11 protein-coding genes and 1 riboswitch are annotated in these 13530 nt (G+C 70.1%); of the genes, 1 reads left to right on the top strand and 10 read right to left on the bottom strand.

The window, feature by feature from the left end; translation table 11 throughout:
* Positions 1-31 precede the first annotated feature (31 nt).
* The 9 genes from eno to J8M50_RS07315 form a co-directional block, all read right to left on the bottom strand.
* Positions 32-1318 (bottom strand): phosphopyruvate hydratase, encoded by a 1287-nt coding sequence (gene eno / locus J8M50_RS07355; protein WP_029183526.1) that lies wholly within the window; start codon positions 1316-1318, stop codon positions 32-34.
* 278 nt (positions 1319-1596) lie between these two features.
* Complete coding sequence (locus J8M50_RS07350) at positions 1597-2310, bottom strand: LysM peptidoglycan-binding domain-containing protein (RefSeq protein ID WP_010351404.1); 714 nt, start codon at positions 2308-2310, stop codon at positions 1597-1599.
* Positions 2311-2314: 4 nt separating this feature from the next.
* Positions 2315-2473, bottom strand: a riboswitch (cyclic di-AMP (ydaO/yuaA leader).
* Between the two features lie 222 nt (positions 2474-2695).
* A complete protein-coding gene (locus J8M50_RS07345; RefSeq protein WP_010351403.1) occupies positions 2696-3757 on the bottom strand; it encodes a LysM peptidoglycan-binding domain-containing protein in 1062 nt (353 codons plus the stop codon).
* 197 nt (positions 3758-3954) lie between these two features.
* Positions 3955-5190 (bottom strand): cytochrome P450 family protein, encoded by a 1236-nt coding sequence (locus J8M50_RS07340; RefSeq protein ID WP_010351402.1) that lies wholly within the window; start codon positions 5188-5190, stop codon positions 3955-3957.
* Entirely contained in the window at positions 5187-8252 is a 3066-nt protein-coding gene (locus tag J8M50_RS07335) for a tetratricopeptide repeat protein (RefSeq protein ID WP_010351401.1), read from the bottom strand. Before J8M50_RS07335 ends, J8M50_RS07340 begins: the two co-directional genes overlap by 4 nt.
* Before the next feature lie 603 nt (positions 8253-8855).
* The gene (locus J8M50_RS07330) at positions 8856-9263 is read right to left on the bottom strand and encodes a hypothetical protein (RefSeq protein ID WP_010351399.1); all 408 of its coding nucleotides are present in this window, start codon (positions 9261-9263) and stop codon (positions 8856-8858) included.
* A gap of 106 nt (positions 9264-9369) precedes the next feature.
* Positions 9370-10356, bottom strand: coding sequence for a nucleoside triphosphate pyrophosphohydrolase (locus tag J8M50_RS07325; RefSeq protein ID WP_010351398.1), 987 nt, complete (start codon positions 10354-10356; stop codon positions 9370-9372).
* A gap of 93 nt (positions 10357-10449) precedes the next feature.
* On the bottom strand, positions 10450-11082 hold the full coding sequence (locus tag J8M50_RS07320) for a SurA N-terminal domain-containing protein (RefSeq protein WP_010351397.1): 633 nt from the start codon (positions 11080-11082) through the stop codon (positions 10450-10452).
* Between the two features lie 184 nt (positions 11083-11266).
* Positions 11267-12097, bottom strand: a complete 831-nt coding sequence (locus tag J8M50_RS07315) for a glycoside hydrolase domain-containing protein (RefSeq protein ID WP_029183524.1) — start codon at positions 12095-12097, stop codon at positions 11267-11269.
* Positions 12098-12283: 186 nt separating this feature from the next.
* On the opposite strand from J8M50_RS07315, the gene J8M50_RS07310 reads away from it, so the two are divergent.
* On the top strand, positions 12284-12691 hold the full coding sequence (locus J8M50_RS07310; RefSeq protein WP_029183523.1) for a hypothetical protein: 408 nt from the start codon (positions 12284-12286) through the stop codon (positions 12689-12691).
* A gap of 3 nt (positions 12692-12694) precedes the next feature.
* Here the strand turns inward: J8M50_RS07310 and J8M50_RS07305 are convergent, their stop codons facing one another.
* Positions 12695-13384, bottom strand: a complete 690-nt coding sequence (locus J8M50_RS07305) for a DUF2625 family protein (RefSeq protein WP_010351394.1) — start codon at positions 13382-13384, stop codon at positions 12695-12697.
* Between the last annotated feature and the right edge of the window lie 146 nt (positions 13385-13530).

Raw genomic sequence — 13530 nt, 5'->3', positions numbered from 1 at the left:
CGTACGAGCGACGCCTCTAATACGAGAAGCCTCAGCCCTTGAAGCGCGGGAACGCAGACCGACCGGCGTACACGGCCGCGTCGTCCAGGATCTCCTCGATACGGAGAAGCTGGTTGTACTTGGCGACCCGCTCGGAGCGGGCCGGGGCGCCCGTCTTGATCTGGCCGCAGTTCGTCGCCACCGCGAGGTCCGCGATCGTGACGTCCTCGGTCTCGCCGGAGCGGTGGGACATCATGCACTTGAAGCCGCTGCGCTGGGCCATCTCGACGGCGTCCAGCGTCTCCGTGAGGGAGCCGATCTGGTTGACCTTGACGAGGAGCGCGTTGGCGGCGCCCTCCTCGATGCCGCGGGCGAGGCGCTCGGGGTTGGTGACGAAGAGGTCGTCGCCGACGATCTGGACCTTGTCGCCGAGGCGGTCGGTGAGGACCTTCCAGCCGGCCCAGTCGTCCTCGAAGAGCGGGTCCTCGATGGAGACGAGCGGGTAGGCGGCGGCCAGCTCCTCGTAGTACTCCGTCATCTCGGCGGCGGAGCGCTCCTTGCCCTCGAAGAGGTACTTGCCGTCCTTGTAGAACTCGGAGGCGGCGACGTCGAGCGCGAGGGCGATCTGCTCACCGGGGACGTACCCGGCCTGCTTGATCGCTTCGAGGATGAGGTCGAGCGCGGCGCGGTTGGAGTCGAGGTTCGGCGCGAAGCCGCCCTCGTCGCCGAGGCCGGTGGACAGGCCCTTGGTCTTCAGCACCTTCTTGAGGGTGTGGTAGACCTCGGTGCCCCAGCGCAGGGCCTCGGAGAAGGACTCGGCGCCGATCGGCGCGATCATGAACTCCTGGATGTCCACGTTGGAGTCGGCGTGCGAGCCGCCGTTCAGGATGTTCATCATCGGCACCGGCAGGAGGTGCGCGTTCGGGCCGCCGAGGTAGCGGAAGAGCGGCAGGTCGGACGCCTCGGAGGCGGCGTGCGCGACGGCGAGGGAGACGCCGAGGATGGCGTTCGCGCCGAGCGAGCCCTTGTTGTCGGTGGCGTCCAGGTCGAACATGGCCTGGTCGATCAGGCGCTGCTCGGTCGCGTCGTACCCGACGAGCTCCGGGCCGATCTGCTCGATGACGGCGAGGACGGCCTTCTCGACACCCTTGCCCTGGTAGCGGTTGGGGTCACCGTCGCGCAGCTCGATGGCCTCGAAGGCCCCGGTGGAGGCGCCGGACGGGACGGCGGCACGACCGGTGCTGCCGTCGTCGAGGCCGACCTCGACCTCGACGGTGGGGTTGCCTCGCGAGTCGAGGATTTCCCGGGCTACGACGACGTCGATGGACGGCACGAGCATCTCCTTCAGTGTGACGCGGGTACGCAGACCTCGTGGGCGCTGCGAGGACGAGCCTAACCGGCTCCGGGGCTCAGGCCAGCCGACCGCCCGCCCCATGGGACAGAACCGACCGTACTCATTGTTCATACTCGGAACAAAGAGGGGGTGGCCGGACGGCGAACAAAAAGAGCGGCAGACAAAAAACCCGCTCCGGTGCGTACGGGGGAACACGCACCGGAGCGGGGGCCCGTGGGGTCCACGGATGTGAGCGGCCTGTGGTTCGGCTGAGCGTCAGCCGGTCACTTGAGGTGGAGCTGCTGACCCGGGTAGATGAGGTCGGCGTCCTGGACGATGTCCTTGTTGAGCTGGAACAGCTTCTGCCAGCCGCCGGCGACCTTGTGCTTCGCCGCGATGGAGCTGAGGGTGTCGCCCTTGACGACCTTGTACTCGCCGTCGCCCTTCTTGACCTTCTGGCCGGTCGGGGTGGTGACGGTCTTGGAGGACGTCGTCTTCTTCGGGGTGGCCTGCTTGGGGGCGGCCTGGCGCTCGGTGGAGCGGGAGGAGGCGGACGACTCCGTACGGCTGCTGCTCGAACCGCTCGACGACGAGCCCGAGTTGGAGGACGAGCCGCCGCTGTAGGACGCGCCCGACAGGCCGACGCCGCAGCTCGGCCAGGCACCCTTGCCCTGGGAGGCGAGGACCTTCTCGGCTATCTCGATCTGCTGCGACTTGGTGGCCAGGTTGGCGGTCGAGGCGTACGCGGTGCCGCCGTACGCGGCCCAGGTGGAGGCGGAGAACTGGACGCCGCCGTAGTACCCGTTGCCGGTGTTGATGGACCAGTTGCCGCCGGACTCGCACTGCGCGACGGCGTCCCACTCGGAGGCGGTCGCGGCGGAGGCGCCGGACGCGGCCATCAGGGGGGCGGCGACGGCGACACCGGTGACACCGGCGAGCGCGACGACACGGGTGGCCTTGGACGGGCGGCGGTGCTTGCCCTTGCCGGAGAACAGCATGGATCGATCCCCTCACCGACGCCTGCGAGGTGAGCTGTCGGGTTAGGGCCGGTTGAGTTGCCCTGTCACGTCCGTGACTTCACCCCTAGCCGGGCACGGCGTCAACCACCGTTCCCAGCGCTTACCTTGGGTCCCCCGCTCCTGCCTACGGCGCTTGCGCGACGAATGTTCCCGGACGGCCGCTGGCAGGATTCGGCGTTCGCGGCAGCCGGTGCTCGGGGTGCCGAGCGATCACGACCGTAGACATGCGCTCAGCGGATTTTCAAAGACGATCAGGGCTTCTGAGACTCATCCCACACTTTCATCAAACCGGGACATTCACCGCGAACGGGTACGTCGAACTGCCGTGGTTCCGCCCGCTTTTACGCCTTTGCCGCACGCCGGGTCACTTGCCGAGAGACAGGGTCTGACCGGGGACGATGGCGCTCGGGTCGGCCCCGATGAGGTCCCTGTTCGCGGCGTAGAGGGCTCGCCATCCGCCGTCAAGCTCAAGGGAGTCGGCGATGGAGCTGAGCGTGTCGCCGACGTGGACGGTGTACGACTCCGGTTCGTCCGCACTGACGCCGCGATGCTTGCCGATGCCGGCGGCGGAGAGGGTCGACACGGGCGCGGGCGGGGTGATGAGGATCGGCGAGGCTCCGACGGCCGCGCCGACGCTGGTGTCGACGAGGCTCCAAGACTCGGCGGGCTGCTGCACGTTGCCCGACTTGTCCCCGTACGACGGTTCTGTGGGCTTGCTGTCCGGGGCCTGTGGGGCGTCCGGGGTGACGATGCGGCCGGAGCCGCTGTCCTTGCCCGCCTCGGCCGAGTTGCCGGTCTCCGCCGCCTCGGGGGCCTTGGGGGTCTGCGGGGCCACAGGCGTCTTGGGGGTCGCCGGGGCGGGGGACGGTGCCGACGGGGTGGGGGTCGGGGACGGCGAGGCCCCCGGGTCCGTGCTGCCGGAACCGGCCGTCGAGCCCGACCCGTTGGACGTACCCGACGTACCGGACGTATCGGTCGAACCCGTGCTGGGGCTCGGACTCGGGGTGGTGTCCGTCGCCGCCGCGCCGCTCTCCTTCGTCAGGCCCGAGGTGAGCGCGCAGATGGGCCAGAAGCCCGGGCCCTGGTCGGCGAGGATCCGCTTGCCGACCTCGATCTGCTCGGCGCGGCCGGCGAGGTCGGGGCGCTCGGCGTAGGTGAGGCCGCCGTACTTCTTCCAGTCGTCGAGCTTGATGTGCAGCCCGCCGAACTGGCCCGAGCCTGTGTTCTCGTCCCACGCGGCGTCCGTCTCGCAGTCGGCCACCTTGTCCCAGACGGTCGTTCCCTCGATCCCGGCCGGATTGCCTGCCGCACTCGCGCCGCTCGCGCCGAGCAGCGGGATGGCGATCGCGGTGCCGGTCACTCCGGCGGCCACGAGGAGCGCCGGAGCCTGGCGGGGGCGACGGTGACGGCCGTTCCCGGAGAGCATGCGGACACCTTTCTCACGACAGTGGGGGGCGGGGGCGGCTGGTGGGCCGCTCCGGCTTGCGAACGTATCGGCATACGATCACTTGTCACAAGTTCATGCCGCGCGGATCACGTGAAGATCACGGAGGTGAGGGCGTGTCATGTTTGCGCTCCGGGGGAGCCGTTGTCGGGTGCTCCGGCGGGCCCGCACGCGGCTGATCAGGGCATTGGCGTGAAGGCGACCGGCAACGTCCGCAGCCCGCGCATGATCAGGCCGCCTCGCCATCTCAACTCCTCGGGGCTCACGGCGAGTTGAAGATCCGGCAGGCGTGTGAGAAGTGTCGCGAGCGCGGTCTGGCCCTCCAGGCGGGCGAGCGGGGCGCCGAGGCAGTAGTGGATGCCGTGGCCGTAGCCCAGGTGCTGGTTGTCGCGGCGGGTGAGGTCGAGGGTGTCGGGGTGCTCGAAGCGGGCCGGGTCGCGGTCGGCTGCGGCGAGGACGACGAGGACCGGGTCGCCGGGGGCGATGTGCCGGCCGCCGAGGGTGAGTTGCTCGGTGGCGAAGCGCCAGGTCGCCAGCTCTACGGGGCCGTCGTAGCGCAGGAGTTCTTCGACTCCGGTTTCGAGGAGGTGGGTTTCTTTCTGGGCCAGTGACTTCTGGAGGAGGTCGCGTTGGCCGGGGTGGGTCAGGAGCGCGAGCGTGCCGTTGCCGATGAGGTTGACGGTCGTCTCGAAGCCGGCGAACAGGAGGATGAACGCCATCGCCGCGGCCTCGTTCTCCGTGAGGTGCTCGCCGTGGTCGGAGGCGCGGATCAGGCCGGAGATGAGGTCGTCGCCGAGGTCGCCGCGTTTGCGGTGGATGAGGTCGAGGAGGTAGGCGCGCATCTTCTTGACGGACCGTGCGACGCCGCCCCTCGGGCCGCCGCCGTGCCGGATCATCATCCCGGCCCAGTCCCGGAAGTCGTCCTGGTCCTCACGGGGTACGCCGAGCAGGTCGCAGATGGCGTAGATCGGGAGGGGGAAGGCGAAGTCGTGGATGAGGTCGGCCTCGCCCTTCGCCGCGAAACGGTCGATGAGCTGGTCCGTCAACTCCTGTACGCGGGGGGCGAATTCGGCGACCCTGCGCGGGGTGAACGCCTTGCTGACGAGCCGCCGCAGTCTCGTGTGGTCCGGCGGGTCGATGTTCAGCAGGTGCGTCATCAGCTCGGCCTTGCGCTCACCCGGGATGCCGGTCTTGCCCTTCGCGTGCGCCGGTTCGTCGTGGTGGGCCGGGTTCTTGGAGAGGCGGGCGTCCGCGAGGGCCTGTTTGGCGTCGGCGTACCGGGTGACCAGCCAGGCGTCCACTCCGCTGGGGAGGGTGGTCCGGTGGACGGGGGCGTGCTCCCGCAGCCAGGCGTACGCCGGGTACGGGTTGGAAGCGAACTCCCAGGTGAAGAGGGTGGGGGTGCTGTCGGTCACTCGTCGACGGTATCCCGTTCACGCCGGAGTGCTTCGGCTCGGGCCTGGGCGAAGGCGTCCCCTTGCGCGGCGGCCTCGTCGTACGTCTGTAGCGCCTCGGTACTACGACCCGACCTCTCAAGTACTACGCCGAGGTGCGCGAGGTCCTGGGGGTCGGTACTACCCCTGAAGTACGACTCGGCGTCCTGGAGGGTCTGCGGGCCGGCGCGGAGGTCGTCGAGGATGCGTACGGCTCTGTCGTCGCCGTCGTGGGCCGCGCGCTCCAGGTAGGGCTGGGCGGTCTCGGGCTCGCCGCGTAGGACGTGGTAGGCGGCGAGGTTGCGGGCGAGGGGGGTGGGCTGGTCCTTGCGGAGGTAGTACTGCGCGGCTCGGGAGGCGTCGCCTAGGCGGAGTTCGAGGTCGCCGAGTTGTCCGGCCGCGTGCCTGTCGTTGGCCTCGGCGGCTTTGTGGAGAGCTTGTTCGGCGAGGGTGAGGTGGGCTTCGGCGAGGAGGCGGTGGGCTGTGGGGGTGGGGGCGTGGTCGGTGGCCTGGCGGAGGTAGGGGAGGGCTTGGTCGGGGTGATTCTTGCTGAGCAAATAGGCGCCGACCCGTTCCGCGACCTCGTGGCACCCGGCGTCTGCGGCCTTCCGGAACCAGTGCATCGCGCCGTTTGGGTCGCCCTCGGCCTCCTTGAGCAGGCCGAGCATGTGCATCGCGTCGAGGTCGCCTTTCGCCGCCCTCGGGGTGAAGTGGGTGCGCGCGTTGATGTGGACGGTGTGCCGGTCCTCGGCGTCGTACGAGGTGTCCGCGAGGGCTTCGCGCCAGATGCCGACCGGTATCGGCCTGTCCTCGCGCAGCGCTGCCGCGACCAGGGCGCCGTGGGGGCGCCACGTGTCCTTCCGGTTGCCGGGGACCAGCAGGCCGGTGACGCCGTACCGGCGCTCGGACGCCCAGGCCAGGGCCTCGTCCACAGCCGCGGTGTGGCCGTAGCAGGCCGTCTGTGCCCTGGCCAGCAGGTCCCGTGTCAAGCCGCCGCGCACACCGCACCGTGCGAGGTCGACCGACGCCAGCAGCAGGTACTCGCGGGGGTCGCGCCGGCTGCGTGCGACGAGCATCCGGCGCCAGGTGTCCGCCAGCAGGGGGGCGACCGCCAGGTACTGCGTGACGCCGGTGTCCCCGCGCCACTCCAGCGCCTCGGTCAGCCTCGGGTCCTCGCTGTTGCGCGCCCTCGCCAGTTCGGTGTCGCTCCACGCCGTGCTCAGACGTTCCTTCGTGGCGCGGACCAGGACGCGGTGCGCCGGGCTGTCCGTGTCGTTCACGTACGCGTCGTACACGTCGTCGTTCATCGTGCCCACGATCTGTACGCGGGCCCTGGTCAGCTCGGTCAGCAGCTTGATGTCCAGGTGGCGTTCGCTCAGGTGGGCGTCCAGGTCGTCCAGCCACAGGACGTGTCTGCCGGGGTGGTCCGCGAGCAGGGCGGGCAGGGCACGCAGGTCTGTGCCGGGCGAGGGCGCGAACACCCGTGTGTCCGGAGGCAGTTCGAACAACGCCTCCCAAGCGGTACGGGTCTTCCCCGCGAGCTTCCTCCCGGTGAGCACCAGCAGCCCGCCGCCCCCGAACCAGTCCCGTCCCGTCTCCACATCCCGCACGACGTACAACGGCAACTCGGCCCCATCCTCCACCCGCCGCGCCTCCCGCACACCGTGGCCAAGAGCCTCGGCGTCGGTGAGGTCGGCGAGGGTGGGCCAGGTCGTGGGGTCGGGGTGGGTGGGGGTGGGGTGGTTGAAGTAGACGTTGCCGCCGACAGCGCCGGTGACGGGGCCGTGGAAGGTGCCTCGGCTGAAGTCGACGTGGTCGCGGGGAGGGGTGGCGGAGGCTGGGGGGAGGTCGGGGTCGGAGGGGGTGGGGGTCGGGTCGGGGTGAGCGGCGTCCTCGGGGGCGAGGGACGGGGGGTCGTATTGCTGGGGTGGGGTGGGGTGGGCGTCGGTGGGTGCCGAGGGGGCGTGCTCTTGGGGGCGCGTGTGGGGGGATGCCGGTGCCGGGAGGCTGAAGGGCGAGGTGGCGGGGAGGTGGGTCGAGGGTGGGGCTTCCGGGTTGGGGAGCTGGGTGGGGTGGTGGCTATTGCGGGGGTGGTCAGTGCGGGGGGTGTCTCCCGGCTCCGGGGTCTGGGCGGAGTGGGGGCCGCTGCGGGGGTGATCAGCGCGGAGCGCGTCTCCCGGACCTAGAGAGGCGGAAGCGTTGCCGGGAGGGGTAAGTGAGGCTTCCCGCTCGGGAGTTCGGGCGGTACGGCGACCGTTCCAGGGCGCGTCAGCTCGGGGCACGTCGTCCGGCTCCGGCGCCTGGGCGGAGTGGTGGCCGTTCCGGGGGTGCTCGGCTCGGGGGGCGTCTTCCTGGCCGGGAGGGGTGAGTGAGGCTTCCCGCTCGGGTGTGTGAGCGGGGCTGTGGCCGTTCCGGGGCGGGGCTGCTTGGGAGGTGTCTTTCGGCTCCGGGGGCGGCTCGTGCTGAGCTGCCGGGGGCGGTTGTTCCAGCTTCGCGCCTACGAGCATGGAGGTGAGGGTGGCGACCCGGTCCGTGCGGTCGGGGGACGCGGGGTTCGGCTGGGCGTCGGGGGCTGTGTTCCGGCCCGGGTTCCTGAGGGCGTCGGAGATGGTTCGCCAGTCGACGGTGAGGGTGCCGAACGCGGCGCTTCCCTCAGGAGTGCCGGGGCCTGCCTGCGGGGTGAGGCCCGCGTGGCGGTCGGTCAGCTCATGGGGCAGGTCGGCGGACGGAGTGCCGAGGCTAGCCTGCGGGGTGAAGTCCGCGTAACTCTCGTAGCGGTCGGTCAGGTCGTGGAGCAGGGCGGCGGCCGAAGCGGTGTCCTTTGCCTGGGCGAGATACCTGCGGATGTGACGGGCACAGGTCTCGACCGACCCCGTCGAGGTGACATGAAACGTCACCAGACCGACACGGCGGTGCGGGCTCACGGCATCGAACCACTTATGGAACGCGCCCCGAACCTCCGCCCCCACCTCGGTCTCCGACCCCAGCGCGGCACTGAACACCACCGCCGCCCTGACCGCCAACTCCTCCAACTCCCGCTCCATACACGCCCCCGCGCCCCGCGAACCGGATCAGAAATCCCACCGTACTCGTCCCCGCCGCCGAATTCCCGCCACGGAACGCCTCTCGCGGAACACTCCGGCAACACTCGGAAACGTCCTCCCCACAGACGGCTCCACCCGAACCACCCTCCCCACACAACGCGCCCCGAACCACCTCGGAACCACACCCACGCGGCTCACCCCGACCCGCCCTGCCGCCCTGCCGCCCTGCCGCCCTGCCGCCCTGCCGCCCTGCCGCCCTGCCGCCCTGCCGCCCTGCCGCCCTGCCGCCCTGCCGCCGCGAAGGTACGACGACAGCCACCTTGCCGACCTGGAGTTCACCACCCGGCGTTCCACCGAAGGCGCTCTCGTGCCCCCGCAGACTCGCGCCCCACCGCGTGAACGCAACCGTTCGAGCGGCCGGCGTCCAGAACTCACGGCATACCCCGAACGCCCAACTCGGCGTAGCCACCACCCCGGCCCGCCGATCCCGGCTCCTCGCTCTCCCCCACCTCCCGGCAGAGCTGCCCCCTGAACAACCAGCCCAACGCCCCGCCCACCGACCCCTCGGTGGACAGGGCGTCCCCAACTACCCGCTCGCGGCGATCAGTTGTGGATCGTCACGCAAGCCTTCGTCCCGGGGTACTTCTCCCACCAGCCGCACGCCTTCGTGTTGTTGGCGAAGCTCTGGTTGACGGCGGAGCCGACGGTTACCGTCTCGGTGCGGGAGGCGTTCTCCAGGGTGCCGTAGTAGCCGTACGTGCTGCCGATCTCGAAGATCGGGCGGTCCGTCCAGGCGCGGTTGTTGGACTTCTTGGACAGCTTGAAGCTGTCGACGTGCAGCTTGGTTCCCTTGATCTCCAGGCAGACCGAACCCGAACCGTCCGTCGACCCCGCGTTGCCGGCGCAGCCGGTCGCGCTGAGGATCCCCGCATCGGCGGCCTGCGCCGACCCCGACATCCCGGTCAGACCGAACACCGCGACCGCGGCCAACGCGAGCGACGTCCTGGACACATGACGAAACACAAGATTCCCCGTTCTCGAACTGACTGACGTACAGCCTGACGTCACGGGGAGAGGGGGCCTATCCGTGACGACACCCATATCCCGCCGGGCCCCGTCAGCCCTCCACCCCCTCGACCCCCCGAACCGCCTCCCGGTACACCCGAGCCGCCGCCCGCAACGCCGCCTCCGGGTCCACCCCCTCCGTCTCGGCCCGAGCCGCGAGCGCCAGCAGCTCGTACCCCACGCCCTGACCACCCGGCAGCGGCACGTCCAGCCCGGCCGTCCGGACCCGGGACGTCAGCTTCGCCGCGAGGGCGAGGGCCGGCTGGTGGAGGGGGACGCCGTCCGTGACGGACGCCCGGCGTTTTTCGATCGCCTTCGTGCGCAGCCAGTGCTCCTTGACCTCCTCGGGCGTCGTGGCGACCGCGTCACCGAAGACGTGCGGATGGCGATGGATCAGCTTCGTGACGATCGTCGCGGCGACGTCGTCGATGGAGAACGCCTCCTCCTCGGCGTCCTCGGCGATGCGCGCGTGGAAGACGACCTGGAGCAGGACGTCGCCGAGTTCCTCGCGGAGTTCGTCGTAGTCGCCCTCCTCGATCGCCTCGACGAGTTCGTACGACTCCTCGACCGCGTACTTCGCGAGCCCCTTGTGGGTCTGCTGCGAGGACCAGGGGCAGGCGAGACGGATCCGGTCCATGACCTGGACGAGGTCGAGGAGGCGGGCGCCGGGAAGGTCGTAGGAGGCGGGGAGGAGTTCCAGCTCGGGCATGGCGACCCGCCCGGACCCGGCGAGACGGGCGAGCCCGTCGGTGAGGGCGGGCTCCCCCTCACCGGTGGCGACGACGACCACGGTCCGCCCGCCGGCACACTCGGCCACCAGCTCCTCGGCACCGGGCGCCTCCGCGGAGACGTCGACACCGGCCTCCCGCAGATACGGCACCTGAGGATGCGCGCCGTCCGCACAGACGACCAGGTCCGCCGTACGGAGCACCTGCCAGGCGGACCAGGAGAGCAGGCCGGGGGCGACGCGGTGGCTGGTGGTGAGGAGGACGATGCGGCCGGTGGACCGCGCGGGATCTGCGGGGCTGGTTTCGTTCACACCTCGAACGTAACCCACCCTCCGATCCCGCCCGGAAAGTTATCCACAGCCTGGGGATGAAAGTCGTACGACCATCTTGTATGCCGCCACCCCCTACGCCCCCGCAGCGATCTCCCGCACCCAAGGCGTAGCCGCATCCACCCGGCTCACCTTCTTCACATCCCACCCCCCGTACCGAGGATTGAGATCCACCCCCAGCTCCTTCGACGCCGTCGACAACGCGTTCCAGAACGCCGGCTGACTGGTGTCCGTCCCCAGCTTCGCCGCCAACTTCTGCGCCTCCAGCTGGAGATGGAGGTTCTCGTCGAGCCGCTGCGGCGGCACCCCGTACTGCTGGAGCCAGGCCGTCTCCAGCCCCTCAGGCCCACCGGCCTGCTGCTCCAACCCGGCCCGCATCTGCTGGACTTCACGCCGGCTGACGGCAACTCCCGCGTTCTCGGCGGCCTTCTGGAGGACCTTGTCGAGAACCATCCCGTGCAGCGTGTCCCGCGTGAGCGTCCCGGTCTGCGCGATGGCCTGCGCGTACTGAGCGTCGTCCTTGACGGACGCACGCTGGGCGGAGCGGACCTCGTTGACCCGGTTCTCCAGCTGCGAGACGGTGATCCGCTGGCCGCCGACGACGGCCGCTGCACCAGGGTGCGCGTCGTTCCCGCAGGCGGTCAGGAGGGGGGCTGCCGCGGCGATCGTGGCGGTCAGCAGGAGCGCGGTGCGACGACGGCGGGGCAAGGGGACCTCCTGTAGGAGCTTGTGCGGCGGTGCACAAAGTCTTGCGGTGATCGATGGTAGGCAGTGGTACGCCTGGGGCCAACCCATTCGACCAACGATTCACCGGGACTTGGGGCACCGCCGCGCCCGCGTCACGCGCTCAGGGGGTGCAGTCCGGCGCGTGTTCGAGAAACTCCCCTGGACATCAGCCCACGATCGCGACCGGCGCGTCCCACGTGTCCCGGTCGACGGTGATCGTGTAACCGCCGCGCGTCTCCTTGCTGTTGACCTGGTACTGGTGGCCCCGGCTGTGGTCGGTGAACTGGTCCTTGCCCCAGGGCCAGTCGGCGGTGGTCGTGTCCTTCCCGTCCCACAGCGCGTACCAGAGGTTGCCCGGCAGGTCGGTCTTGTTGGTGGCGGTCGCGATCGCCTTCGCGCTGGACGACGTGAACCCGTAGTACCCGGCGCGGTAGACCTTGCCCCGCAGCGTCTTCGTGAACGACCGCACATACGCCAACACGGCGTCGTTGCACGCCTTGTTGGTGACGTCGTACGCCTCCATGTCGAGGTAGATCGGGCTGCCGGCCTTCATGCCGAGCGCGGACGCCTTGGTGACGGCGTCGGCGGCGTCGGTCGCGCCGAGCGAGGTCGCCGTGGCGGCGGTGATCTTCTCGGGGCTGGACCCGGTCTGGCACGGCGGCTGCGCGCCGACGTACAGCGGAATCAGCTTCCAGCCTTGCGAATTCACCGACTTCACCCAGGAGTTGGTGAGGTTCGGCTGGGCGCAGCCGCGGTTCTTGCCGCCGATGTAGACGGCCGCGCCGCCGTAGTAGCCGTTGGCCTTCCACGCCTTCATCGCGGCGAGCGAGGGGGCGGTGCACGTGTCGAACGCGCGCCCCGTGTACGTCTTCTGCGCCGGCCAGACGGTCGCGGCCATCGACTGCTGCGCCGCGACCGCGCCCCCCGCGACCACGACGGCGCTCGCCACGCCCCACGCGATGTATCTGCGCTTCCTCGACTGCCGGTGCTCTGCCATTCCCACCCCTTGATTCGTTCAAACGTGCGCGTCGCAAGGTAACCGATCGCGTTCCCGCGTCCCGGAAACACCGGTTTCCGATCGTCACAAGAATCCCCCATGCCACAGTAAAGGGGAGCCGCGCGTCGGACCCGGCGAACCCGGTGTCCTACGCTGACCGGACACGAGGGCGGGATGGGAACGGGCATGGCAGGCATACCAGGCGGCTACAACTACTCGACGCCACCGCCGAGTTCACGTTCCCCGAAGCGTCTTGAGGCGGGCTGGGGGCAGCGCATCGCCTGGACGCTGCCCGTGTGGGGCACGTTCGGCCTCTTCCTCTGGATCCCCTTCCTCTACCTCGCGCTCCGCCGCGGCCTGCCCTCCGACTGGACCGCGTGCGCGTCCTTCGTGACGTACGAGGCCGCCGTCTGGACCTGGCTCATCGCCCTGGAGGACGGCGTGGGCGACGGCGTCTTCGGCTTCGTCCTCCTCTTCGGTACGGCGATGGGGACGGCGCTGCTCCTGTTCGCGGCGTTCGACCCCAAGTCGCGGCAGGCACCACCGGTGCGGTACGGGGCGCCGGCGCCGTACGCCCATCCGTACGGCCGCTGAGGCTCACACGTCGCCGAGCGGGCCGGGGTCGGCCGATTCCCTCCGTAGCGCGAAGTCGCGTTCGGTGTCGAGGAGTTGGCGCATGGGTACGGGGGTCCGGGTGACACCGGCGGGGTTCTTGTACGCCACGACGGTCCACAGGTGCGGGTACGTGGAGATCCCCTCGTCGAGCCCGAGCCCGGCGATCTCCTCGCGCCAGCCGTCCCACCGGAACCTCTTGTAGAACAGCTCCAGTTGCCCGGACAGCAGCCAGAACGCCCAGGTGCTGTAAGGCAGTTCCAAGGGCTCCCACCGGAGGCTGTCGGGAGCGAAGTAGCTGATCGCCTCCGGTATGCCGAGCGGTCCGGCGTCGGCGGGATCGGCGAAGTTGAGCGCGAACACGCCGCCGAGGACGTCGTACCCGACGATGAGCCTGGCGGGGGTCTGCCCGGGCTCGACGGGGCCCGGAAAGCCGTTGACGCGTCCGATGTCCGGGAGTCCGTCCGCCCCGCCCCCGAGCACCCTCACCCATCCCCCGTCGACGACGAACCCGCCGCAGTTGGAGATCACCGCCCCGAGCACGGACTGCGAGGTGAACCCCATCTGCTTGACGCAGCGCCGCCGGCCCACCTCGTCCCCGTCCAACACCCGTACGTCCACGGGGCTTTCGGCGACAGCCTGCTGGAACGCCTCCCAGGCGCCGAGACGGGTCACCGCTTCCGCCGGTTGTCGGGGGTGGCCATCAGATACCTCACAGCGCGCTCGGGTTCGAGGGACATCGGCCCCACCCTAGGGAAGAGCGGGCGGTGAAGAAATCGCACCCCCTTTGATCCACCTTTGGGAATCCGGAGACTTTTTCA

The sequence above is a fragment of the Streptomyces acidiscabies genome, from assembly GCF_020010905.1.
GTDB lineage: Bacteria > Actinomycetota > Actinomycetes > Streptomycetales > Streptomycetaceae > Streptomyces > Streptomyces acidiscabies.
Note: the sequence above shows the minus strand (reverse complement) of the source record. Positions and strands in the feature narration are given on the sequence as shown.